Consider the following 25125-nt stretch of genomic DNA (forward strand, 5'->3'; position numbering starts at 1 on the left):
CGAGGGGCAAGATGGATGTTTTTCATTCCCCTTAGCTTTTGGCCGTTTTGGTCGTTAGCCAGGTGCAGGCAGTTTTATTTGTCGTAATCGCAATCCATTCGCATGGTTGATTGTTTACAGGAGTGATCAAGCGCAGTGTATCGCCTTTGAGACCGCCGTATTTGACGGAGGCGCTGGGGGCTGTTGCGACATACACCACACGTTCGTTGATGGAAACAGTTGGGATATAGGTAGAGTTTTCGGATTTGTAGCCGCTAGTGAGGGAAACAGGAACAGGGAGGTTTTTCATGGAGAGGGTTATTTTATCCGAAGACTTGTGATAAAACATTTTTCCAGTAACCTGGCTGAAGTCGCCACCATCCACGGTGACTACCAATGGGTACGTTCCGGTGCCGAAGAGCATGATCGCGTGATCAGAACCGGAATAACGGTTGTTGATGAGGGAGACATTTCCGCAGCGGTTCAATGAAATGTTTTGGGTCAACCGAGGGTCAAACGAACAGTCTCTCACGGTAACCTGTCTTTCGGCGAGTACATCCCATGGTTCCAAGCTCAAGGCATAGCCGCCGATGGAAGTAGCTGTATCATTGGCCTCGAAGCTGCAGCCATCAAATACAAGACCTACATCCGAATAATCCACGGTCAGACCGGTACCAACCGTCTTTGTACTTCCTTGTGCGGTCGTATGCAATACCCAGCGACAGTTGCTGAAAGTCATGTTTTTCATAAAGTTCACCCGATTTTTCTGATCAGGTGCCGTATAAAAAACCGAGGAACTGATACAGCCTGTCATGCCAGTGAGACTGAAGCTGGCGAGCGAAACAAGCTGACTACCTTGCACGACCATCGGGGAGGACAGGTCTCCTTCCAAGTCGAGCTGTTGACGGCAAGAGATATTGCTCAGGTTTACGAACATGGGTGTGGCTCCGTCGAACCCTGCATTGAGCTCGACCTCAAAACGATCACACGCTACATTCGCTGCATTCAGACGTTCCAGGCCACCCGTCACCGTAATATCTGAGCGTGTACGATTGCGGTTGTCACTGTAAAAATCGGTAATTTGCACAGTGCGGACATAGGAGTTCGTTTCCCCGGCAAAGTAAAAATGGTCGGCGATTCCATCCGTACACCATACTTGTCGTAGCGCTACGTAATTGATATAGCTGCTAGGACCGCCACCACGAATGTAGAAATCGGCGCTATGCTCGTAATCGTAAGGATCGGGAGGCAGTGGGTTTGCTCTGGCATTGGAATCAATCTTTAGGTTGGTGACCACAAAAGAATCCGCATCACCACCTGTGGATGTAATCGAGAACAGCCAGCGCCAATCTGCGGCAGTTGAATTGACTTTCCTTTTTAACACGGAATAAGGACCGATTCCCAGCATTACTAAGCTTTTTCCTGCCTCCAGGATGGCCTCCAGCCTGTTTGGTTCAATGATATAGGTGCCAGCAGGGAAAAACAGAGGAATTTGCAAGTTCAGAGCAGCAGTCAAGGCAGTCTGAATGGCTTGGGTATCGTCGGTCACTCCATCCCCCTTTGCTCCGTACGTTTTTACATCAATCCACATAAAAGCATTCTCCTCCAAAAAATGGGTAGACAAGATTGTCTTCTTTTCATTTCATTCAACCATTTCTCAAATGTTGACAACCATTTGGTAAAAAGGGCATGGACTACATAAAAAATGTGTTCCATAAACTTCGGGCAGCCACTGGCATATTTGTCCTAGAACCTCCGTATGAATAAGCAAAGAGGTGGATAGTATGTCGATTTTGGTGACAGGCGCAGCTGGATTTATCGGTTTTCATGTAGCACGACGGCTTTTGGAACAAGGACAGACGGTATGGGGGGTAGATAATTGCAATGAGTATTACGACCCGGTCTTGAAGAGCAAACGACTGGAAATCCTCCAAGCGTATCCATCATTTCGTTTTTTCAAAGCGGATATTGCAGATCAGAGCAAAATGGACGAGTTGTTCCGAGAAATGGAGCCGGAGATTGTCATTCACTTGGCCGCTCAAGCGGGCGTCAGGTACAGTCTGGAAAATCCTCATGCTTATACGACTTCCAATATCACCGGGTTTCTGCACATTTTGGAAGGATGCCGACGGTCGAGAGTCAGGCATTTGCTCTACGCATCCTCAAGCTCCGTCTATGGAGGGAATACAAAGCTACCATTTGCTGAGTACGATCCCGTAGATGAGCCGGTCAGCTTGTACGCAGCAACGAAAAAAGCCAATGAACTGATGGCCTATACCTATAGTCATTTATACGGCCTGCCTGCAACGGGACTTCGCTTCTTTACGGTATATGGGCCTTGGGGACGACCCGATATGGCACTCTATACGTTTACCAAGGCGATTTTGTCGGGAGAGCCTGTCCGCATTTTCAACTACGGCAACATGACAAGAGACTTTACGTATGTGGACGATATCGTCGAAGGGATGCTGCGACTGATGAATCGAATTCCCCAAAGGGAAGGGGATAAGGCGCCGCATGAGGTGTTCAACATCGGGAATCACCAGCCGATCGATTTACTTACGTTTCTCTCGATCCTGGAAGAGAAACTGGGTAAAAAGGCTGTTCGCGACTATTTGCCCATCCAGCCGGGGGATGTTCCTGCTACCTATGCGTCAGTGGAAGCTCTGTATGAGGCGACAGGATTTCGACCGAAAACACCAGTCGATGTAGGGATATCTCGCTTTGTAGACTGGTACGTCAGCTATTATGGTGTGGCTCATGCGTAAAAAAGTGGGAGTAGTAGGTCTTGGATATGTAGGACTGCCTGTCGCGATTGCTTTTGGGCAAGTGCTTCCAGTAGTTGGTTTTGACATAGACGAAAGACGCATACGCAGTCTGGAGGGCGGAATGGATGAAACGGGAGAGATGTCGACGGATGAGCTAAAGCGAGCCAACATCACGTATACAGATGACCCCGCAAGTCTCGCAGCGTGCAATTTTATCATCATCACGGTACCCACTCCTGTCGATTCTGCGAAACGGCCCGATATGCGGGCACTCATTCTCGCATCTGAAAGCGTTGGGCAACATCTGACTTCAGGGACCATCGTTGTCTATGAATCGACCGTTTATCCAGGGGCAACAGAAGAAATTTGTATTCCTGTATTGGAACAAGCATCTGGAAAGCTGGCGGGGACTGATTTTTTCGTCGGTTACTCACCTGAACGAATTAATCCGGGGGATCGGGAACGGAGATTGTCCCAGATCGTCAAGGTCGTTTCAGGGCAAGATCGCCAGACGTGTGAAACGATTGCCGAGATGTATGGGTTGATTGTAGAGGCGGGTATTCACAAAGCGCCTTCGATTCAGGTGGCTGAGGCAGCCAAGGTGATTGAGAACACGCAACGCGACATCAATATCGCCTTGATCAATGAGCTCTCGATTATTTTTGACCGCTTGGGCATTTCTACGGCAGATGTACTCGAAGCAGCACGGACCAAATGGAATTTCCTTCCGTTCTCTCCAGGACTCGTCGGTGGTCATTGCATTGGCGTCGATCCGTACTATTTGACATACAGGGCGGAGAGTGTTGGTTATCATCCGCAGGTCATACTGGCTGGACGACGGATCAATGACGGAATGGGCAAGTTCGTCGCGACCTCACTCGTGAAGCAAATGATCTGGCAAAATATTGCGATTCAAGGCTCGCGAATTACGATCATGGGCATCACCTTTAAAGAAAACGTGTCGGACATTCGCAATAGTCGGGTCATCGACATTATTCAGGAACTAAAGGAGTTCGGAGTAGAGGTCCAAGTGACAGATGAATTGGCTTGTCCAGAGCGGACGAGAGAGGAATACGGTATTCAATTACGAGAGTGGGAAGACCTGCAGCCTGCCCACGGAATCGTATTGGCCGTACCACATGAACGATATCTGCACCTGGGATGGGAGGAGCTTGCAGGGCTCTTGTATCAGGGGCAAGGTGTCATCGCAGACGTGAAAAGCGTGCTAAATTGCGAAACATGCCCGGCAGAAATTAGTCTGTGGCGTTTATGATGACCATTCTTTGAATAACGATCACCTGGAGCGGATGAATATGAGCTACCGGAAGAGAAGATTCTGGTTAAGCTTATCGGACGCAGGAATTATCAGCTTGGCTGTCTGGTTGGCCTGCCTGGTTCGATTTGATTTTTCTTTCACGGAGATAAGCGAATATCAACCTATGTATTTGATGATGGGCCACGTACTGTTCGTCGTGACAGGCATGCACTTTGCTCAACTCTATCGACCTGTTTTCCGCTATGTCAGTGTTCGCGAACTGGTCTCGATCATTTTAGCTACGAGCTTTTCCGTTTTAGCTCTCTATCTGGTACTGAAAATGACGTACCTGCTTGGTTGGTCCATCCGATTTCCCACCTCACTTTTTCTCATGACGCTCGCCTTTGTCTTGTTCGGGATCACAGGCTCCCGGTTTGTATGGAAGTGGTGGTATGAAGAGCGGGAGAAAAGAACCCAGGATCGCAGGCGCACATTAATTATCGGAGCAGGTAGCGCAGGTGTGCTCGTAGCCAGGGAGATGAAAACCTCGCCTTTGTCGGAGCTACGTCCAGTGGCTTTTATCGATGATGAGCCCAGCAAACAAAATCTGCGTGTGTACGGCCTGCCAGTTGTAGGGAATCGGGCTGACATCGCCCGCGTCGTGCAACGACTTTCTATATCAGACATCGTGATTGCCATGCCATCCGCTTCCCGGCAGACGATTAAGGATATTTTCGACATTTGCAAAACGACGAGAGCGAGCGTCAAAATTTTGCCGCATGTAGCAGACATCATCAGCGGAAAAATCACGATGAACATGATTCGGGATGTAGCATTGGAGGATTTATTGGGAAGGGAGCCTGTTTCTGTCAATCTGGAAGAGATTACGGGGTACTTGCGGCAGCAAGTCGTACTTGTGACAGGAGCGGGCGGCTCGATTGGGTCCGAGCTTTGCAGACAAATAGCTAGATTTGGTCCAAGGAAACTGCTTCTCTTGGGGAACGAAGAGAACGGCATTTTTGAAATGAGCCTGGAGCTCTCGCGTTTGTTTCCTGAACAGGAAACGGTCAGCCTGATTGCAGATATTCGTGACAGACAAAGAATTGCTTCGATTATGCATGAGTATCGTCCCGCCGTTGTGTTTCATGCGGCAGCCCACAAGCATGTGCCGTTAATGGAGAACAACCCGTGTGAGGCATTAAAAAATAACATTCTGGGTACGAAAAACGTTGCGGAATGCGCGCTGGAAACCAGCGTTTCTCATTTCATCCTGATCTCGACGGACAAGGCAGTGAATCCAACCAGTGTGATGGGTGCCACGAAAAGGATCGCTGAGCTTCTGATCCAGGGCTATAACCATTTCGGACTTACCCGTTTTGCGGCTGTTCGTTTTGGAAATGTCCTGGGGAGCAGGGGGAGTGTCGTTCCTGTTTTTCTCAATCAAATCCGGTCAGGTGGACCGATTACCATTACGCACCCAGATATGGAGAGATTCTTTATGACCATTCCTGAGGCTGCCCAGCTCGTCATCCAGGCGGGAGCACTCGCTCAGGGAGGGGAGATATTCATTCTCGATATGGGGAAACCGGTCAAAATTGTCGATATGGCCCTCGACCTGATTCGCTTGGCAGGCTTGGAGCCCGGTAAGGATATTCCGGTTGTATTCACGGGAGTTCGTTCGGGTGAGAAGCTGTACGAAGAAATTTTGACAGAGGAAGAAGGCTTGTCGTCTACTTGCCATAATCGCATCTTCATTGGGAAGCCGCTCGATTTTTCCTGGAATGAGCTCTTGGCAGGGATCGCCCGGTTGGAGCAAATTGCAGACAAGGGAGCGACGATGGAGGACAAACAAACCATTATCGAGACTTTGCAAGGGATCGTTCCTGGCTATCAATCCACTTCTTACGTGAAGGAAGAGTCTACGCCAGTCCCTTATCAAGTGGCGATCGGATGAGCGTCAGCAAATGGAAGGAAAAGATTTCCTCGATAAAGTGGAAGCGGCTGCTTGTATGGGGAGGATTGATTTGTCTCATCAGCTTGAGTGGCTATGGTGTGTATGTCTATCTGTCGTTAAAAGAAACGGCCAGCAAAATGTACCTCCCTGTTCGCACGCAGAAATCTGTCGAGGTACCTGTAGCGACTGCACCAGCTACAGTGAGGCAATCGCCGACCGTGAATTCACAAGAAGCAACTACACCGCTTGCGGCTGAAGTGGAGAACTCCGCTATCTTGCCCAAAGAACCGATCACTCTGCTGCTTCTTGGTGTTGATGAACGAGAGAATGACAAGGGGCGCTCTGATGTCATCCTCGTACTCTCCGTCAACCCGAAAACGAAATCTGCGTTGCTCCTCAGCATACCGCGTGATACGCGAACCGCTATGGCTCACAAGGGTACTCAGGATAAGATCAATCACGCATATGCATTCGGTGGAGTGCAACAGACAGTAGACACCGTCGAACAGTTTCTCCAATTTCCCATTGATTACGTGGTGACCGCGAATATGGAAGGATTCGCAGGTGTGATCGATGCGCTGGGAGGAGTGGAAGTCAACAACAAGCTTGCCTTTACTTATGCGGATTTCACCTTTCCAGTAGGTCCCATCCAGTTAGACGGGAAGCAAGCCTTGGTCTATGCTCGCATGCGCTACGAGGATCCGAGAGGCGACCTCGGGCGCAACGAAAGACAGCAGGAAATTATCAAGGCATTGCTGGACAAAGGTGTAACGCTTGCAGCGCCTACCCGATTGAATGACGTCCTTGCGACGATGGAGAAATACGTGAAAACGAACATGACCTTTGATGTGATGAAACAGCTTGCCTTAAGCTACAGCACGGCAGTTACCTCCGTTGAGACGATTCGTTTGGAAGGAAAGGGTCAAATGATCAATGGAATCTACTACTATATCGTCAGCCCGCAAGAGCGTGAGAGGTTGACCGAGAGTCTTTCAACTTTTCAAAAACAAATCGAACCTCCCGTACAACTGCCGAAAGAAGGAAGTGACAGCATGGCGGGGCAAAGGGGGAAGCAGGATGAATGAGGAGCTTAATCTTCGTGAAATACTCCTGATGTTGTTGAAGCGATGGAAGCTGATCCTTTTAATTACCTCTTTGTGCACCATCGGAACAGCGCTCGTGAGCTTCTATTTACTGACACCGATTTATCAGGCGAAGACGGAAATATTAGTGAATCGCTCACTGGATTCAACCGTAGAGAGCGTGCTATCCGTCGCGGAAATTGATTCCAATCTGAAATTAATTGAGACCTATCGCGTGATAATTGAAAGTCCGCGGGTGATGGAGCGCGTGCTCGAAGTGATCGGGGCGGGCGCTACGATGGAGGATCTGCTACTTCAAACAAAGGTGGAGCCAGTCAAGGATTCGCAGGTCATTTCCATTACGGTAGAAGACCCGGATCAGGGCAGAGCAGTGCTCATCGCCAATACAATCGCGACGACCTTTCAGAAAGAAGTCGTCAAAATGCTTAGCATGAACAACGTGCATATTTTGGCAGAAGCCCGAAACAATCCGGCGGCCATTCCAGTGAGTCCAAAACCAATCCTCAATTCGGTGATCGCCTTTGTCCTCGGGTTGGCAACATCTATGGTCGTCGTCTTCTTGCTGGTGCAGATAGATACCCGGCTTCAATCGGAAAAAGAAGTGGAGGAGTATTTAGGCTTACCTGTCCTGGCAACGATTGCGGTGATTGACAAAAAAACGCGGAAGGCATTTCGCCAGCCCAAGGTGGAGGAAGTGAGGAATGAGTATGAGAAGGCAGAAGCCTGATGATCGTTACCAAAAGCTGATCGCCCATTGGGAGCCGCTGTCTCCGCTGGTAGAGGGCTACCGTACCCTTCGCTTAAACATTCAGTTTTCCATGGGCGACAAGCTGATGCAAACGATTTTAGTCACCAGTCCAGGGGCTTCTGAGGGAAAAACGATCACCGCTGCCAACCTGTCCTTGATGATGGCAAAGGATCGCAAAAAAACGGTGCTGCTTGATTTTGACTTGCGCAATCCGCGGGTACATTTCACCTTTGATATGCCGAATCTGTACGGAATTAGTTCGTACTTTTCGGATATGTGCCAGATTGACGATATGATTCAACCATCTGGCGTGTCAGAGCTGTCGATCATTACGGCAGGGCCAATCCCGCATAATCCGGCGGAAATGCTCGGAACGCCACGGCTCTTGGAATTGATGGCATACCTGCGCCACAATTTTGATTTTGTGATTGTCGACAGCCCGCCATTAATCGTAAGCGACGCAATGGTGCTGGCAAGGGAAATGGATGGCTGTGTCATGGTGGTGGATGCAAGCAAGACGAAGCGGGATTCTGCTGTCAAAGCGGTAGAGCAGTTAAAAGCGGCAGGAGCCAATCTGCTCGGTGTTGTTCTCAACAACAAAAAGGTAGGGAAGAGAGAAGGCTACTACGGATATGGGTACAACGCATAGCAGAAAGCGGGGCGTTTGTAGGCATGCATGCCCTCAAATTAGCTTGGCAACGACAATGGAACCGTCTGCATAAAGATCGCGATGTTCACGAAGTGATTCGCGGCTCGGCCTTCACGTTTTTGTTTCGGCTCCTTGGCTTCATGCTGCTCTATCTCTTGCAGTTCTACATTGCCAGAGAGTATGGAGCCGAGAGCCTGGGCATCTATTCGCTGACGATCACCCTGATGAACATCGGAATGGTGCTGGCCGTTTTGGGGACGGATACAGCCATAATCCGCTTTCTCTCGGAGTTTCGCGCGAAAGGCTCGCTTTATCAGATTTCCGAAGTATTCAACAAAGTAGTGCTGTGGGCGACGCTGATTTCGATTGTGCTTGGGGTACTTTTGCATGTGTTCTCGGAGCAGGTGTCCGCCTACGTGTTTGCAGGGGAGCTGCCAGCAGAGGCACTGCGAGTCGTCGCGTGGATGCTTCCGTTTGTGTCGCTCGCAAGGCTGTATGCATCTGCGTTTCGGGCACTGCATCGGGTTGTCATCTCGATCACTGTCGATATCGTCGGTATGCGTTTTCTGCACTTGGCGTTTCTTTTCATCGCCATTCCTTTTTTCGAACCCAGTACGATGCTCTTGATTCAACTGCTCGCAGCTGCTGTTATCTTGAATGCTGTCTATGGGATGGGGCAGTGGTATGCGACGAGCCGAGGATTCCGTAATGGTGTACAGCCAACTACGCGAGAACCTGGCGTTGGCTTGAGGGAAATTATTGCAGTCGCACTGCCCATGTATCTCAGTGCATCGATGGAATTGATTATGACGTGGACAGATATGATCATGCTGGGCATTTTTACGGATGCAAAAACAGTCGGAGTATACAGTGTGGTCATTCGTCTGGCAATGGTGACGGGCTTTGCGCTGATTTCCATCAATACGATCCTCTCTCCCAAGTTCTCTGAGCTGTACGCACGTAATGATATGGACGGCTTGAAAAAGATGATTGCGTTTGCCAATCGTCTCATTTTCTTCACCTCTGCTCCTCTCAATCTGCTCGTAGCGATATTCGCCGTTCCGTTGCTTACTTTTTTTGGTGAAGAGTTTGCGAGTGAGAGCCTCGTCCTTGTGATTTTGTGTATGGGGCAGTTTGTCAATTTTTGCACAGGCAGTGTCATCCCCTTATTGACGATGACCGGACATCAAAAAACGGCCCGCAATATTCTTATCTGTTCAGCTGCACTAAACATAATCGGAAACGCTTGTCTCATTCCGCTGTATGGAATTATCGGGGCCGCCATTGCTACTTCGATCAGCCTGATTTGTCGAGATCTTTGTGCTTCGTATTGGGCATCCAAATATTTTGGTTTTCGCACGTGGTATATCCCGTTTTTATCCGAAAAATATTCCGTCTCGCTCTCGGAGACGAGGTCATGAAGAAGGTGGCTTACCGTGAAGGATGAGCTGTATCCGTCTATGTTTTGGGATAGTGAAGAGACCCGCTATTGCCGTGTGCAGGTGCAGAAGCCATGGAGCAGGGAGGAATTTTGGTCGTACTACTTCACACGACGCATCTCCATCTATGTGAGTTTATTGCTGACCCGAAAAACACAAATATCCCCCAACGCGATTACGATTGGGGGGATTGTCGCCGGACTCCTTAGCGCTGGAGCATTTATGTACGGAACGGCGGCATCCTTTCTGCTCGGCTGCTTCTTCTGTCAGGTGTGCTACTTGGCGGATTGCGTCGACGGAGAAGTAGCCCGCATGCGCAACCAGAAGAGCAAGGGAGGAGAATGGCTGGACATCGGGCTCAACTATGCACTCTACCTGGCGTCATTCGGTGTGATATACGGCATCACGAATCATCACGCGATGTTGAGTCCGTGGCTGCTCTATTTGATTTTGCTCACGATTTTTGCAGAGATATTGGCGACCAATGGCTCCGATCTCGTCTTTAGTCAAGGGAAAATCTCTCACGAAACAGTCTCTATGAGAAAGCGCAGCAAATGGATCGATGCTTTTGTCTTCCTTTTTCTTACCCAAACGGGCTATCAGTTGGGCGTGCTGGTTACCGCATTTCTGTGGGCAATCAGTGGTCAGATGCTATTTTTGCTCCTATGGTCCTTCTACCACCTGTTTGTCGGGCTGGCCAGATCGATGTACAAGCTGAAGCTGAACATCAAATACGTCATGCCATCTCTGAAAGAAGGAGGGGAGTCAGATGAAGGCACTGCTCATGGCAGCAGGTCTCGGGTCACGAATCAACGAGCAAATTGACGGAATTCCCAAGTGCACAGTGGATATCGGAAGCCAAGCGCTCATTGAAAATACGATAGCGGAGCTAAGGCGCCACGGAATTGAAGACATCGCATTGGTGGTGGGCTATCAAGCTAACGTGATTACCGAGTTGCTCAGAGATGAACCTATTCGTTTTTATCACAATCCTTTTTATGATCGGACGAATAGTATGGTGTCCCTCTGGTTCGCCCGCGAGTTTTTGCAAGGAAGCGACTGCTTGCTGTTGAACGCCGACGTTTACTTTGAATCGAAGGTACTGGAAGTCGTGTTGCAAGAGACCGCGTGTCCCGTCATGTATGCTGATCCAGCCCGCCGCTATGAGGGAGATTATAAATTTGGTTATAAAAACGGACTGCTACTCCGCCACGGGAAGGGACTCTCGCTGGAAGAGACAACTGGCGAATACGTTGGAATTGCTAAACTACACGAGAGCTTTCTGCCGATATTTTTGCGTCGATTACAAAGGTTGATTCAGGAGAAGCAGTATGATCTGTGGTGGGAAAATGTCCTCTATTCTTTTTTGGGCGAAAGGAATGTATATGTCGCACAAATACCACCGGGATTGTTTTGGGCAGAGGTTGATACGTGGGAGGATTATCAACGAATCCTGCAATTCACCAACCATCTGGCGCACAGGTGAATGATGATCAAGGAGAAGCTCTCACCGGACAAGGTTCTACTTTTGCTATATGTGGTGCTCAAGCCCTTCTACTTCTTCCCAAGTGGCAATCCGCAAATCGCCGATTTTATTATGCTCATCTTGATCGGCTACAGCTTCTTGTTTCGCCTGGGTCGCATTAACCGCAGACTCGGACTTTTTCTCTTCCTTACCCTTCTGTTTTTGTACGACATTATGATGGTGAATGGCATATGGACGATTGCACTCGGCGGGGAAATGGATGTATTCAGCTCGACCAAGTGGTATATGTACAACGGCGCCGTGATGCTTGCCCTGGTTATTTTGTTCAGGCGCAACCCTCAAGAGTACGTCAAATGGGTCTTCCTGGCTACGTCCACTTCCTTGCTCATTCAGGCATTCATTCTCGTGTCAGGGCTGTCACCGGATAGTGACGAGTTCAGGCAATCCTTGTTCTTCAACAATCCGAACCAGCTCGGCTATTTTGGGCTTTTGTGCATGGGGATATGCCTGCTGTGTGCTCGTTTCGTATCTGTGAAGACCCTACCTCTCTTTATTGCGATCGGCACGGCGTTCAGTATCATTGCAGCATCCTTGTCGAAAGCAGCGATCATTAGTGCTGTAGGGATGTACCTCGTTTTTTTGCTCCTCTCCATCAAAGAACGAACGGGCTTGTTTTGGATGAATCTGCTTTGTGTGCTCGTCTCGTCCTTCACTGTCTTCTTCATCTATTTGTACACCAACGAAAACGTACTGAGCGATGCATCTATTTACACACAAATCGAAGAGCGAATGGTATCACTCGGGGAAGATTCGGATGACAATTTGGCGGCGCGGGGCTATGACCGGATTGCCAACCATCCGGAGTACATTTTGTTCGGAGCAGGGGAAGGGATGTACGATCGATTTAACAGCAGCATTTCATTGGAACTCCATTCTACCTTAGCCAATCTGTTCTTCTCCTACGGTGTCATGGGCACGGTGTTGTTCATTCTCATGATTTATGGGGCGGTCCGAGGGCATCGATTGGTTGCTTGGTATCCACTTGTCTTCCAAATTTTGTACGGACTCACTCATAACGGAATTCGCGAAACGTTTTTCTGGATCATGCTCGCGCTGTATTTCGTGACAGCCGAAATCAATACGCGTCAGATCAAAAATGGCGGTGATCTGCTTGAAAAAAATCTTGCAAGTATGCGCAATTGACCGCTCTGTAGAAAGCTTGCTGTTTCCTCTGATTGAAAAGCTGATGGGTGAAGGCTACGAGGTGCATACCGCGTGTTCGGATACGGGGCGCTTTGATGTGTTAACAGCAAAGGGATTGACGCTCAAAAGTATCCCCATTAAGCGAAAGATCGACCCGATTTCCAATTTGGTGACAATTGGGGCATTGTATCGACTGATGAAAAGGGAGAAGTATGATGTCGTGCATGTCCATACGCCGATTGCCGCTGTTCTCGGGCGCGTGGCGGCAAGGCTGGCAAGAGTGCCACATGTCATTTACACAGCGCATGGCTACTTCTTTCATGAGGGCATGAGCAAAAGTACGTATCAGATGTACTACACGCTGGAAAAATGGTTTGCCCGGCATATGACTGACTATCTTTTACTTCAGAGTCGAGAGGATTACGAGTTGAGCGTGAAGGATAGCTTCTCCTCCCAGACGGAGCGGATTCTGCACATTGGCAACGGCGTTGATCTCACAGAACGCTTTCACCCGCGACACGTAACGAGAGAAAAGGTCAAGTCTATCAAGGCCTCTCTGGGGCTGCGGGATGAGCAGGTGGTGATCACCTATGTAGGACGTATGGTCTCGGAGAAAGGGATTTTTGAGCTGTTGGAAGCCTTTCGCAAGCTGGCGGGCGAATTTCCGCGCCTGCGCCTCTTGTTGGTGGGGGATGTGTCTTCCAGTGAACGCGATCAGCGAGGTCAAGACTTCGTAGGGCTTTGCCGCCAGCATCCGCAAATCATTTTGGCTGGATTCCGCACAGACATCCCGGAGCTGATGGCCGCCAGCGATATATTTGTTCTTCCCTCTCATCGCGAAGGACTGCCTCGATCCATCATTGAGGCGATGGCGATGGCAAAACCAATCGTCGCCACGAATATCCGTGGATGTAGGGAAGAAGTCAGGGACGGTGTCAACGGATTTTTAGTAGAACCGAAACAAGTGTGTCCCTTGTATGTAGCCTTAAAAAAGCTCGTAGTTGATTCCAGACTCAGAGAAGCATTCGGGCAGAATAGCCGCAGCATCGCGCTTGAGCACTTCGATGAGCGAACAGTCCTTGCGAAGCAGGCGGCCTTGTTTGCCCAACTGACTGGTCAGCTACGAGAAGAAAGAGGGCAGGAGAAAGGAGGCAGCGGAGAAGATTGGACAAGACGGGAGCATTCGTCATTTCCCTAGACTTTGAACTTTACTGGGGCGTCCGAGACAAGAGAACCATTCAGTCATATGAGCAAAATTTGTTAGGTGTTCGTCAAGTGATCCCCGCACTTTTGGAGCTGTTTGCCAAGTATGAAATGCACGTCACCTGGGCTACTGTCGGTTTTTTGTTTTGCGAGTCGCGCAAGGAGCTAGCAGGTGTCATCCCACGGCATCTCCCGACGTATTCCGATGATAAGCTGTCACCCTATCCCTATTTGGACACAGATGCGATCGGTGAGCATGAGCAGGTCGATCCGTATCACTTTGCTCCTTCCTTGATCAAGCTGATTTCCTCTTACCCGCATCAATTCATCGGAAGCCACACCCTTTCCCACTATTATTGTCTAGAGCCGGGACAGACTCCCGCAGCTTTTGCTGCTGACCTGGATTCTTTTCAGAGAGTGACTCGCAAAAAAGGGTACTCATCTTCCAGCATCGTTTTTCCGCGGAATCAGGTGCAGCCTGCCTATTTATCTTTGTGCAAGAAAAAGGGGTTCCGTTCCTATCGCGGCAATGAGCAGTCTTGGATGTATCACACAAGAGGGGCTGCCGAAGAGACATTGTTCAAACGAGCCATGCGACTGATGGATGCGTATGTAAATCTCTCCGGTCATAACAACTATGAATCATTGCGGCGTAGTCCAGAGGGAATGGTCGATGTTCCATCCAGCCGGTTTTTGCGTCCTTATTCTCCTCGCCTACAGAGGTTGGAAAAATGGCGCATGAAGAGAATCAAATGCGACCTGACTCATACGGCGGAGCACAAGCGCTTGTATCATCTGTGGTGGCATCCGGAGAACTTTGGGAGTCATATCGAAGAGAATCTGTCCTTTTTGGAGGAAATCCTCCAGCATTACGCCATGTTGCGCGAGAGGTACGGCATGCAGAGCCTCAGCATGGAGGAAGCGGCAGCGAAGTGGAATCAACAGGAGGTGCGGCATGAAGTCCTTGTTTGATCGTTGCGTTTCCTTCCTGATGCTCGTCATTCTGTCCCCCTTGATTTTGCTAGTGAGTCTGCTCATCCGCTGGAAGCTGGGCTCTCCGGTTTTGTTTGTACAAGAGCGACCGGGTTTGCACGGAAAACCATTTTTCATCTATAAATTTCGCACGATGACCAATGAACGCGATGAGAGTGGAGAGCTTCTCTCTGACGAGCAGCGACTGGGATCATTCGGAACGCTTCTGCGCAAGTATAGCTTGGATGAACTGCCGCAAATATGGAATGTGCTTCGTGGTGAAATGAGCCTCGTAGGACCGAGACCGCTACTGATGGAGTACCTGCCCCTGTACACGCCACGGCAGTTGAAGCGACACGACGTAAAGCCGGGGATTACAGGCTGGGCGCAGGTCAATGGGAGAAATGCGATTGACTGGGAGCAAAAGTTCGAGCTGGACGTCTGGTATGTAGAAAATGGCAGCTTTTTTCTGGATATGCGGATCATCGGTCTGACGATCAAGCGCGTTTTTCAATCGACAGGCATAAATCAGCAGGGCAGCGTCACGGTAGAAGACTTCAGAGGGAGTGAAAACACAGAGCGCGCTGGGAGGGAAGCATGTGAGCCTGATCGTACTTTCGGAACTGGATGATTGGACCGAATATTTGCAACGGTTTTTAAAATTAGATGTGTCCTACACGAAAGAATACGTACAGCTGTACGCCAAAATGGAGCAGGGCACGCCAGAAGCTGTTTTTTTCAAGAGTGGGGAGAACGAGGTTTTCTACCCGTATTTGGTCAGACGTCTGGATGAGTGGATTCCTGGCTATGCCGATTTGGTTTCGATTGGATACGGAGGGCCATTCGTCGTGGGGGGACAGACGGCTGCTCGATTGTTCCAGGAGCAATTCCATGTCTACTGTCGGTACAAAAACTACCTGACGGAAACGGTTCGCTTTCATCCGTTGCTGGGGAATGCGGAGCTGTTCGTGGGTCAAATGCGACTGGATCTGGTGAGAATGGTAACGGCAGTCGATTTGCGCCCCACACTTGCATACATTCGTGCCCACTATACGCAAAACGTGGGACGAAATATGAGGAAGGCCGCAGCAAACGACGTCCGGGTTACATTGGGCGGAACTGATTGGCTTCCTTCTTTTATCCAGTTGCATCGGGAGACGATGGACCGCAACCAAGCCGCGGCGATCTACTACTATGCTCCAGAATTTTTTTTAGGACTCATGAAAAAAACAGCACTGTGCAATCCGCGGCTTCTGCTTGCCATGCATGAGGATCGGCCGGTGGCGGGAGTGCTTTTGCACAGTGGAAATCAATTCGCCCATTATCAGCTAGGGGCATCACATACGGAAGACATGGCGCTTGGCGTCAACCACCTCCTCTTCGACGCCATGATCCAGCAGGCAAAGCTGGATGGAGCGGAGCTGCTTCTCCTTGGAGGAGGGAATCTGGACGGAGATGGCTTGTTCCGTTTCAAGTCCTCGTTTGCAAATGGCAATCATTTTGCTTACTGGATGGGCAAGAAAGTTCACGATGAGGAAGTGTATTTGGCTTTGTGCCAAAAACTACAGGTCGATCAGGCTGGCGAGCAAGATTTTTTTCCTGCCTATCGCAATGGGGGGACGTCGAAATGAGTGTGCAGCAGCGGATCTTTTTATCACCGCCACATATGGGGGAGGACGAGCGGGACTTGGTGGCAGACGCCTTTGCCTCCAATTGGATCGCGCCGTTGGGGGAACACGTCGATGCTTTTGAGAGAGAGATTGCCCAGTATGTGGGCGTAAAAGCTGCATTGGCTGTTTCCTCTGGTACGTCTGCTATCCATCTCGGGCTTAGGCTAGCAGGCGTCGCTCCGGGTGATACGGTGTTCTGCTCCAGTCTCACCTTCGTTGCCAGTGCCAATCCGATTCTGTACCAGGGAGCAACTCCGGTATTCATTGATTCCGAGGAAGAGTCTTGGAATATGTCACCGCTGGCATTAGAGAGAGCCCTGCGGGAAGCGGCAGCAGCGGACAAGTTGCCCAAGGCGGTGGTCGTCGTTAATTTATATGGGCAGAGCGCGGAAATGGGTCAGCTGATTGCGCTTTGTGAGCAGTATGGAGTGTACGTGGTGGAAGATGCCGCAGAATCGTTAGGGGCTGTATACAAAGGGAGAATGAGCGGTGCCTTTGGTCATGTTGGGACTTTTTCATTTAATGGCAATAAAATTATGACGACTTCAGGTGGTGGAATGCTCGTCTCCGATGACGTTGAGGCGATCGAAAAGGCGCGCTTCTGGTCGACGCAGGCGAAGGAGCCAGCCAGGCATTACCAGCATGAAGAGATGGGCTACAACTATCGGTTGAGCAACGTATTGGCGGCAATTGGCCGAGGGCAGCTGCACGTTTTGGAGGAGCGAATCGAGGCAAGGCGAGGGATTTACAAGCGTTATGAACAAGCTCTCGGACAATTGCCTGGTATTTCGTTCATGCCAGAGCCGGCGACAGGGCGATCCACACGATGGCTGACGGTGATGACACTGAATCCAGCGGACACAACCCTCTCTGCTGCACAACTGATCGATGCACTGGGCAAAGCAAATATTGAAGCCCGTCCCGTGTGGAAGCCGATGCATCTGCAACCGTTGTTCGCGCAGTGCCAATACTATCCGCATCAACCTGATGAGAGTGTATCAGATCGGCTATTTGCCCAAGGTGTTTGCTTGCCGTCCGGTTCCAGCTTGACCGCTGAACAGCAGGAGCGAGTCATTGGTGTTATCACGAATTGCCTCCTGAACCAGGAGCAGGGGGTGCGCCATGTATAGTTATGAGCAGATAGAAAAATGGCGTAGTCTGTGCTCGTCTTCTTTTTATGTACTGGACACAGTGAAGCTCTCCGAGAACTATCGTCGTTTCCAACGGGCTTTTACTCGACGCTATGAGCATGTGGTCGTCGCGTATTCGTATAAGACCAATTATTTGCCGTTTTTATGCCAAAAGCTGCATCAGTTAGGGGCGCATGCAGAAGTCGTTTCTCGACTGGAGTACGAATTGGCACTGAAGCTCGGCGTCGATCCTGCGTCCATCATTTTTAACGGCCCGCTCAAAACGGAAGAGGACATTCACCTTGCCCTGGAGCAGGGGAGCCTGATCAATCTGGATTCCTTTTCGGAAATTCCGTGGGTGGTGGCCTACGCCAAGCGGTATCCCGAGAAGACGTTTCGGATTGGGCTACGGATTAATGTGGATTTGGCCAGGGGTGGAGTGAGTCCTCTGCAAAATGGGTACGAGGTCAGCCGATTTGGTTTTTGCGTCGAAAACGGCAATTTGGAAAAAGCCCTGAGCCATTTGGCTGTCGCCCCGAATGTGCATGTAGTCGGGTTGCATGGACACTTTTCCACCAATCGCAGTGTCGGTGTGTATCGCCAAATTGCGCGCCATCTATGCCGTGTGGGGAAGCAGCTTCTGGGCGAACGGCTTGCTTTTATCGATATGGGAGGCGGATTCTATGGCGAGCTCCCGACCTCGTTCGGGATGACGGCTGCACCAACCTTTGAGGAGTACGCCGAAGCGATTACGTCAGTTATGAAGGAGGAGCTGGCAGAGCTGGTTCATGCGCCGTTGCTAATTCTGGAGCCAGGTATTTCACTCGTGGCAGATGCCCTTGATTTCGTGTGCCAAGTCATCGATGTAAAAGAAAACAGAGGAGAGCGGTTTGTTCTCGTGGATGGAAGCATTCACAATGTCAAGCCGACGATGCACGCGCACCTCTTGCCAGCCAGACTTGTGTGCAACCGCAAGTCAGTTCCCGAAGCGAGCTATCATGTTGTCGGGTATACGTGCATGGAAAAAGATTATTTGCTTCAAGGCTACACGGGGCCTCTGCCTGATATCGGGGATTATTTTGTCTTCGGACACGTAGGGGCGTATACGCTTGTCTTTAATCCGCCTTTTATTCGGGAGAGGCCGCCGGTTCTCGCCATCGACGGAAAAGAAGCGATCATTGTCAGAGGAAAAGAGACTCTCCAACAATTCATTCCCGAATCGGTTTATCGTTTTCACGTTGACAAGCAGGGGGTCGTGAACTGAATGAACATACTTGTGACCAGTGTAGGCAGGCGAGTCAAGCTGCTCCACTATTTTGTACGAGAATGGGGTGACACTGGCAAAATCATCGCAGTCGACTGTGACCCGACGGCCCCCGCCCTGTACGCTGCTCATTATCATGAGCAGGTGCCGCGTATCGATGATCCTGGTTATCTCGATGCCCTGCTACAAATTTGCCAACGGTACGAGATCAAGGCAATCCTCTCCTTAATTGACCCTGAGCTGACACTGTTGGCTGCGCAGGCAGATCGGTTCTACATGCAGGGCATCGAGGTAATCGTGTCCAGCCGGGATGTAATCGAGATATGCTTGGATAAATGGGCAACGTATGAGTTTTTGTCCGCGCATCAGATTCCCGCCATTCCCACCTTTACCAAAATGGACGAGGTACAAGCAGCGCTTTTTGCGGGGCAGATTATGTATCCACTGATCGTCAAGCCGCGGTATGGAAGTGCCAGTTTGGGCATCACACGTGTGGAGAATGATCAAGAATGGTCTGTGCTCATGGAAAAAACGGAGGATGTCGTCATTCAACCGTTCTTACAGGCAGAGGAGTACGGAGTGGATGGCTATGTGGATCTGATCTCGGGAGAGCTGGTGACACTTTTTACCCGCAAAAAGCTGCGAATGCGGGCAGGGGAGACAGATCGCTCCCTCGCGGTAAAAGATCCGCGTTTGCTATCACTAGCGAAGGAACTCATTCGTGTCCTAGAGCCGCGTGGGCCAATTGACATCGATTGTTTTTTGGTGGGAGATCAGTACGTTGTGTCGGAGATCAATCCCCGTTTTGGCGGCGGATATCCGCATGCGCACGAAAGCGGAGTGAACAGCGTGCGTGCGCTTCTCCAAAACATAAAGGGTCTGGTGAATGTGCCAAAAGTGGGGGAGTACAAGGAAGGAAGCATCATGATGAAATACGATGAGGTCATGCTGCTGGAATGAACGCAACCACCGTCATTCATGAGCGGAGCATGGGCAGGAAGCAAAACGAAGTTCCTGCCCTCTCCCTGCATTCCGGCACCAACACTTTATAATACCAGTAACAGTATATTTCTCTACTGTGCTACAATCATAGTTGGGCGAGTCGCTCATTCGATTGAAGGTCAGGAGTGTTACTTGGTATGGTTATGATCCAGTTCGTTCGTAATCGGTAATGTGAGGTACAGATCAACGTAATCCCGCATTTTTTGAAAATGCTTGGGGTTTATTTGACTGTGCCTTTTTTCATTCACCGAAATACGAATGAATGGGGTGCTTTTTTTGATGTCTACAGCTATTTCTCAGCATGTGGAGATTTTTCGTTGTCCAATTTGCCAGGCAGCTATGCGCAACGTACCTGCAACCAGCTTGGTATGCAACAATCATCATTGCTTTGATTTATCCAAGCACGGCTACGTTCACTTGGCAGCACGAACCTACAAAACAAAGTATGACAAGCAAATGTTCGCAGCGAGAAGGACGATAATGGAGCAAGGTTTTTTTGATCCATTGTATGACGTGTTAAGCGAAGTCATCCTGCATACGACAGAACCCGAGGAAAGCCAGATGTATGGACTGGATGCAGGATGTGGCGAAGGCTATCATCTGTCGCAGGTTCGGCAGCGAGTGATGCAAACGAGCGAAGTCCCCTTTATCGGAGTGGGTGTCGATCTCGCCAAAGAGGGAGTTATGCTCGCGGCGAAGAGCGATCCAGAAGTAGTTTGGTGCGTTGGCGATTTGACGAAGGCGCCGTTTGCGAACAGACAGTTTCCGTACATTTTCAATCTGTTATCTCCATCCAATTCGGATGAGTTTCATAGACTCCTGGCTGATGATGGACGGATGATCAAAGTCATTCCCGAGGCCAACTATTTGCGAGAACTACGAGAAGTCTTGTATCAAGAGACACCAAAAACAAAATATTCGAATCATCGTACGATCGATCACTTCAAAGCCAGCTTCCAGCTAATCGGCAAGGAACGGATTCAGTATCAATTCCGACTGGATGAAGGGAGTCTTGCTTCCCTGCTCCAGATGACTCCGTTGGCATGGGGGGCGACACCTGAGCAGTTAGAACGGGTGTCTGACTTGGCAGGAGTGGACATGACGATAGACTTGGTTGTGTTGATTGGCAGGAAATAACGTAGCGACTGTCCTGAGCGGGAAAAATCCGTTCTGGACGGTCGTTTTCTTTTGTTTGACAGCGTTCCTTCTTTTATCGAAAATAAATGTGAATAGTCAGAAAGGTTTCGGAGGGATAGTATGGGAGCGGATCAGGATGAGGCTTCCTTTTTGCGCGTAAAACCTTTTCTTGCGGATATCCAAAAGCATTGCTTGTCCCTCACGCAAAACGACTGGGATGCGCAGGATCTCCTGCAAGAAACCTTGACGAAGGTGTATCGATCCTTGCAGAAGGCTCCAGGCAGACAACTGACCAAGGCATTTTTGAGGCAAATTGCCACGAATGCTTGGATCGATCATTGCCGGAAAGGAAAGGCGAATGAGCACAGGATGAAAGCCCATCCAGCAAAAAGAAAATCGACAAAGCTGGACGTCGTGATTCGTCTGGATTGGTATCAAAAGAAGGGTTCGAGCAATTTTTGGCTGCTTTTCGTGCGGGGGATGCCTATGCGATTTGTCAAACGTACCTACGCCTCGCAGAGCAGGGCGTGAGCGTGGAAAAGGTTTCGGTAGCAGGCGATCGCCTTTTCTTTGCTGTTCGTGACCCGGATGGACATTTGCTGCATTTTTTTCAGAAATGGTAGAGGAACCCGTTTCTTTTTGTTGGATTCTTTCGTTCATGAGGGTGAACGTATATTGAAAATAAAGGAGCGAACACAAATGAGTATTCATGTACATAACTTTGCGGTTGTACAGCTGCCAGTCAAAAACTTGGAGGTATCCATAAAGTGGTATCGGGATGTGCTTGGCATTCCGTTTACTTTCGAATTTTCACCTGGAGACAACGAGGCTTGGTTGAACGTAGGCGGAGTAGGTCTCGGACTCATCCGTTGTCCGGAAGTTCCGCGTTTGGACTTTACTGATATGGTCGGACAAGCCCAGCCGATCATCTCTTTGCAGGTAGACCGAATCCATGAGGTTTATGAGGAACTGAAAAGTAAAGGAATCGAAGTAGGTGAAATGACGTATAAGAGAGGCGGGGGCTATAGCTTTAGATTTCGTGATCCAGATGGGAATTTGAACCACCTATGGGGTGGATGGCCATCTGCTGAAGATGAAGAGAGAAACGCATAGAGTCATTCTGTTCGAAAAAGCCACCTGTAAGAGGTAAGCAGGTGGTTATTTCTATATACGGGGCTGCAGTGGAGAGAAGAATATTTCCAGTCTACGCTCCGGGCTACGTCCTGCTAGGAAGTGGAGACTGTCCGCTCCGCAGCGATCCTGCGGTTCAATTCGGCCGGAAACGCAAGGGAATGTTCGTAACAATTTTTTACGGTCCTTCATTAGCGAAAAGGTGGTGCTTGCCATTATGCAGAACATATAGAATAACTACAGATATCTATAGATCAATGAAGCACGTAAAGAGGGAAACAGGTGATCACCAAATGAGAGCAAACCGGATGGAAGCGTTCAGCGATGGCGTACTGGCGATTATCATTACGATCATGGTGCTAGAATTCAAAGTACCGGAAGGCCACGACTGGTATTCGTTAATCGAACTAGGCCCAAAAGTGCTTAGCTACATCTTTAGTTTCGTTTATGTCGGCATCTACTGGAACAACCATCATCATCTGTTGCACATGATTCGAACAATGAACGGGCGGCTAATGTGGCTCAACTTGATATTGCTTTTCTGGCTATCCTTTATTCCCTTCACGACCGCCTGGATGGGGGAAAGTCATTTTGCCCCCGCCCCGATGGCATTGTATGGGATCGTTCTTCTGCTTGCAGCGACTTCTTACAGGTTTCTCCAGCTCGCAATCATTAGCCAGCATTCCGGCGATTCCGCATTCGTAAAGTCAATGGGCAGAGACTGGAAGGTGAAAGTATCTCCTTTTCTCTACTTGCTCGCAATATTGACCGCGTATGTGGGTCCATGGGTTTCCGGTTTCTTTTACGTACTCGTTGCTGTGATCTGGGTCGTGCCGGAAAAGCGAATCGAGCACATCTTGAGAAGCGAATAATTGGGCCGAAGCAAAGCCTCCAAACCGGAGGCTTTGTTTCAAGTAAATCCGAAATGAATTATTTTTCGAAAAAATAGGTTTCTTTACAGCTTGATTAAACGAACGGAGAACGATCGTCGAATACAACGAACTCAAAAATGGCCATCCCGCAAAGGATGGCCTTAAAACTTATTATCAACCTTGCTTCACTTTATTCAGTAATCGCGTGCTGCGTCGAACCAGCGTTGAGCCATCTCCTCCGTTATAGGCTGGCCGATTTGGTGGTCAGACTGGCTTAGTTGCCATACAGCTTCACCAAGGTCTTCTCGTTCAATGGTTTCGATACCTTTGAGGGTGTTGAAACGCACGGTGAAGGCGGTAATGGCTGTCTCCGCATCAGTAAGGCTGCGGGCTTGAGCCAAGGCCGCTTGTGCAACGTCATAAGCTTCATTAGCCAGCTTGGCCAGACGTTTCGGCCAGGACGAAAATGGGCGGCCAAACTCGGTCGTCCACCACTCAGACTTCCGTAATTGGCTCACTGAAGCGTAGCCCGTCCACGGGCGGGTCTTAGCTCGCGCTTTCATTTGCTGTCTCAGTCGCTTGCCAGCAATCTCCTCCACGTTATAGGCGATAAATCTGTCAAGCAAAGGCCACACATGTAATGGCGGCAAGTCACCCAGATCAGGCATGAAGCGCAGCTCCAAATTCGTTAACTGGGACTGACGAGCTAGCAAGTCCAAATCGCAGAAATTCCCCCACAAACTCAGTGATGTAAGATTCTGAAATCGACTTAGGCACTCCAGTGAGATAGGCTGCGCCAGCGGTTCGTTTCGAAGCGTCAGGCTCGTGACCTGGTGCAGCTCGCCCAGATCGGGTAGCAAGAAGGGATCCTTATTCTTGCGGCGGCTGGTGCCCGGCTTCAGTGTTAGAGAGTAGGGCATGTCGCCATCGACAGAGAAGCGCGATAGATCGCCAGCTACACTCAGACGGAAATATTCAGAGACCTGGTGCTTCGGGAGTTTTAGATGCAAACGGCTTTCAAACTTGTCCAGCTCGATAGACAAGTCGTGCAATTTGGAATGGCTGGCGTCCACGACTATGTCATTAGGCAAGATCGGAACCCATGACATTCCTTCAATGGGGCGTTCTTTGGCCCAGTCGAAGAAGCCCACGTCGCTACCTGTGTAGTACAGAACTCGCGGCCAGGGCGATCCAGCTGGTGTGGCAAAAGAATCGAATACGTTCCAATTGATAGGTGTATAGGGATCGATGTGAAGGTCTGCTTTATTGCCCAATTGTGACGGTCCGATGGAGAGGCTCCCTACGCCGGGCTTGAGAACAAGCGTGTGGCTCTGTGGGCCAGTCAGGTCGATGGGATAACGACCATCTTCTCTAATAGAACCAATAGGAGAACGAGATTGCTTATGAATTGGCATTTCCTTCATCCTTCCTTCTTAACTCCTGACTTCTGTGCTATGTATCAATCCATCTCAGTACTTTGGAGATTAATAAAAATATAGCATATAAATCCAGACTGAACTTGTAGTTGCTGCGGTGGAGAGAAGAATATTTCCAGTCTACGCTCCGGGCTACGTCCTGCTAGGAAGTGTGAGACTGTCCGCTCCGCAGCGCTTTGCGGGGAAACGCAAAAGTGGTAGCCGCTCCGTCGCAGGGGCACGTTGCGTTTCTTTTGCCCGCAAATCGCCGCGAAGCTGGGTTGGACTTCGAAAGTCGCTAGGACTGGAAATATTCTTCTCTGGCGTAGCGAATGGTTTGTCCTCAATCTTTCAAAGCCTATCTGAAAACCAACAGCTTGTAAGGAAACAGGAGGAATAAGCGAAGATCTTTGGGGCACCTACCGAGGTGCAATGGAAAAAGCGAAACACGCCTTTAAGCGTCCACCTCTGAAAAGCATCCCTGAACCTCTACTTTGGACGCGGTTTCGCTTTTTCCATGGAGCCGTGCAGTCAATCCCCCAAGCTGGTGACCCAAGAAGCTGGAGCGTTTTCTCCTGTTTCTTCCCACCACAGCAGCTGGAATAACAAGTCTCAAAATAATACTTTCAGTATCAAATTGATACAATCGAATCTCATTTTGATACGATTGCCACCAAACTAATAAGCCATCGACGCCTCGCACCGTTGGCACGATCCTTGCTCTATCAAAAAGGATGAAACCACA

At 49.7% G+C, this 25125-nt stretch carries 24 protein-coding genes; 21 read left to right on the forward strand and 3 right to left on the reverse strand.

What is annotated here, in order from left to right; genetic code table 11:
* Positions 1 to 31: 31 nt before the first annotated feature.
* On the reverse strand, positions 32 to 1570 hold the full coding sequence (locus C7R92_RS25205; RefSeq protein ID WP_106836044.1) for a glycosyl hydrolase family 28-related protein: 1539 nt from the start codon (positions 1568 to 1570) through the stop codon (positions 32 to 34).
* A 193-nt stretch (positions 1571 to 1763) separates the two neighbouring features.
* Between C7R92_RS25205 and C7R92_RS25210 the strand changes: the two genes are divergently transcribed.
* The 21 genes from C7R92_RS25210 (at position 1764) to C7R92_RS25310 (ending at position 22965) form a co-directional block, all read left to right on the forward strand.
* Positions 1764 to 2747, forward strand: coding sequence for an NAD-dependent epimerase (locus tag C7R92_RS25210; protein ID WP_106836045.1), 984 nt, complete (start codon positions 1764 to 1766; stop codon positions 2745 to 2747).
* On the forward strand, positions 2740 to 4020 hold the full coding sequence (locus tag C7R92_RS25215; RefSeq protein ID WP_244195814.1) for a nucleotide sugar dehydrogenase: 1281 nt from the start codon (positions 2740 to 2742) through the stop codon (positions 4018 to 4020). Before C7R92_RS25210 ends, C7R92_RS25215 begins: the two co-directional genes overlap by 8 nt.
* Before the next feature lie 40 nt (positions 4021 to 4060).
* A complete protein-coding gene (locus tag C7R92_RS25220) occupies positions 4061 to 5956 on the forward strand; it encodes a polysaccharide biosynthesis protein (protein ID WP_106836047.1) in 1896 nt (631 codons plus the stop codon).
* Entirely contained in the window at positions 5953 to 7041 is a 1089-nt protein-coding gene (locus tag C7R92_RS25225; RefSeq protein ID WP_106836048.1) for an LCP family glycopolymer transferase, read from the forward strand. Before C7R92_RS25220 ends, C7R92_RS25225 begins: the two co-directional genes overlap by 4 nt.
* The gene (locus C7R92_RS25230) at positions 7034 to 7786 is read left to right on the forward strand and encodes a YveK family protein (protein WP_069847717.1); all 753 of its coding nucleotides are present in this window, start codon (positions 7034 to 7036) and stop codon (positions 7784 to 7786) included. The genes C7R92_RS25225 and C7R92_RS25230 overlap by 8 nt, the downstream gene beginning before the upstream one ends.
* On the forward strand, positions 7761 to 8456 hold the full coding sequence (locus tag C7R92_RS25235) for a CpsD/CapB family tyrosine-protein kinase (RefSeq protein ID WP_106836049.1): 696 nt from the start codon (positions 7761 to 7763) through the stop codon (positions 8454 to 8456). The genes C7R92_RS25230 and C7R92_RS25235 overlap by 26 nt, the downstream gene beginning before the upstream one ends.
* Before the next feature lie 23 nt (positions 8457 to 8479).
* Positions 8480 to 9877, forward strand: a complete 1398-nt coding sequence (locus C7R92_RS25240) for a flippase (protein WP_106836050.1) — start codon at positions 8480 to 8482, stop codon at positions 9875 to 9877.
* Positions 9878 to 9892: 15 nt separating this feature from the next.
* Positions 9893 to 10720, forward strand: coding sequence for a CDP-alcohol phosphatidyltransferase family protein (locus C7R92_RS25245; protein ID WP_017250530.1), 828 nt, complete (start codon positions 9893 to 9895; stop codon positions 10718 to 10720).
* Positions 10665 to 11381 carry a phosphocholine cytidylyltransferase family protein gene (locus C7R92_RS25250; RefSeq protein WP_106836051.1) on the forward strand — a complete coding sequence of 239 codons (717 nt, stop codon included), beginning with the start codon at positions 10665 to 10667 and terminating at the stop codon, positions 11379 to 11381. Before C7R92_RS25245 ends, C7R92_RS25250 begins: the two co-directional genes overlap by 56 nt.
* Positions 11382 to 12584: an O-antigen ligase family protein gene (locus C7R92_RS25255; protein ID WP_106836052.1), complete on the forward strand. Its 1203-nt coding sequence runs from the start codon at positions 11382 to 11384 to the stop codon at positions 12582 to 12584.
* Positions 12544 to 13782: a glycosyltransferase family 4 protein gene (locus C7R92_RS25260; RefSeq protein WP_244195818.1), complete on the forward strand. Its 1239-nt coding sequence runs from the start codon at positions 12544 to 12546 to the stop codon at positions 13780 to 13782. The genes C7R92_RS25255 and C7R92_RS25260 overlap by 41 nt, the downstream gene beginning before the upstream one ends.
* Positions 13749 to 14759: a polysaccharide deacetylase family protein gene (locus C7R92_RS25265; protein ID WP_106836054.1), complete on the forward strand. Its 1011-nt coding sequence runs from the start codon at positions 13749 to 13751 to the stop codon at positions 14757 to 14759. The genes C7R92_RS25260 and C7R92_RS25265 overlap by 34 nt, the downstream gene beginning before the upstream one ends.
* Positions 14743 to 15390: a sugar transferase gene (locus tag C7R92_RS25270; protein WP_106836055.1), complete on the forward strand. Its 648-nt coding sequence runs from the start codon at positions 14743 to 14745 to the stop codon at positions 15388 to 15390. Before C7R92_RS25265 ends, C7R92_RS25270 begins: the two co-directional genes overlap by 17 nt.
* Entirely contained in the window at positions 15359 to 16390 is a 1032-nt protein-coding gene (locus tag C7R92_RS25275) for a GNAT family N-acetyltransferase (protein ID WP_106836056.1), read from the forward strand. The genes C7R92_RS25270 and C7R92_RS25275 overlap by 32 nt, the downstream gene beginning before the upstream one ends.
* Positions 16387 to 17559: a DegT/DnrJ/EryC1/StrS family aminotransferase gene (locus C7R92_RS25280; protein WP_106836057.1), complete on the forward strand. Its 1173-nt coding sequence runs from the start codon at positions 16387 to 16389 to the stop codon at positions 17557 to 17559. The genes C7R92_RS25275 and C7R92_RS25280 overlap by 4 nt, the downstream gene beginning before the upstream one ends.
* Complete coding sequence (locus C7R92_RS25285; RefSeq protein ID WP_106836058.1) at positions 17552 to 18823, forward strand: type III PLP-dependent enzyme domain-containing protein; 1272 nt, start codon at positions 17552 to 17554, stop codon at positions 18821 to 18823. The genes C7R92_RS25280 and C7R92_RS25285 overlap by 8 nt, the downstream gene beginning before the upstream one ends.
* Positions 18824 to 19783 carry an ATP-grasp domain-containing protein gene (locus C7R92_RS25290; RefSeq protein ID WP_106836059.1) on the forward strand — a complete coding sequence of 320 codons (960 nt, stop codon included), beginning with the start codon at positions 18824 to 18826 and terminating at the stop codon, positions 19781 to 19783.
* A 321-nt stretch (positions 19784 to 20104) separates the two neighbouring features.
* Positions 20105 to 20962 (forward strand): putative RNA methyltransferase, encoded by an 858-nt coding sequence (locus tag C7R92_RS25295; RefSeq protein ID WP_244195815.1) that lies wholly within the window; start codon positions 20105 to 20107, stop codon positions 20960 to 20962.
* Positions 20963 to 21082: 120 nt separating this feature from the next.
* The gene (locus tag C7R92_RS25300) at positions 21083 to 21493 is read left to right on the forward strand and encodes an RNA polymerase sigma factor (protein WP_244195816.1); all 411 of its coding nucleotides are present in this window, start codon (positions 21083 to 21085) and stop codon (positions 21491 to 21493) included.
* A gap of 168 nt (positions 21494 to 21661) precedes the next feature.
* Positions 21662 to 22075, forward strand: coding sequence for a VOC family protein (locus tag C7R92_RS25305; RefSeq protein WP_106836061.1), 414 nt, complete (start codon positions 21662 to 21664; stop codon positions 22073 to 22075).
* A 311-nt stretch (positions 22076 to 22386) separates the two neighbouring features.
* Entirely contained in the window at positions 22387 to 22965 is a 579-nt protein-coding gene (locus tag C7R92_RS25310) for a TMEM175 family protein (RefSeq protein ID WP_017250517.1), read from the forward strand.
* A gap of 194 nt (positions 22966 to 23159) precedes the next feature.
* Here C7R92_RS25310 and C7R92_RS25315 read toward each other — a convergent pair whose 3' ends face one another.
* Together C7R92_RS25315 and C7R92_RS32085 are read right to left on the reverse strand one after the other, a co-directional pair.
* Positions 23160 to 24380, reverse strand: a complete 1221-nt coding sequence (locus C7R92_RS25315) for a hypothetical protein (RefSeq protein ID WP_106836098.1) — start codon at positions 24378 to 24380, stop codon at positions 23160 to 23162.
* A gap of 454 nt (positions 24381 to 24834) precedes the next feature.
* Positions 24835 to 25092: a hypothetical protein gene (locus tag C7R92_RS32085; RefSeq protein WP_158265766.1), complete on the reverse strand. Its 258-nt coding sequence runs from the start codon at positions 25090 to 25092 to the stop codon at positions 24835 to 24837.
* Between the last annotated feature and the right edge of the window lie 33 nt (positions 25093 to 25125).

Origin of the sequence: Brevibacillus porteri, assembly GCF_003013475.1 — a bacterium.
Taxonomy (GTDB): Bacteria; Bacillota; Bacilli; order Brevibacillales; family Brevibacillaceae; genus Brevibacillus; species Brevibacillus porteri.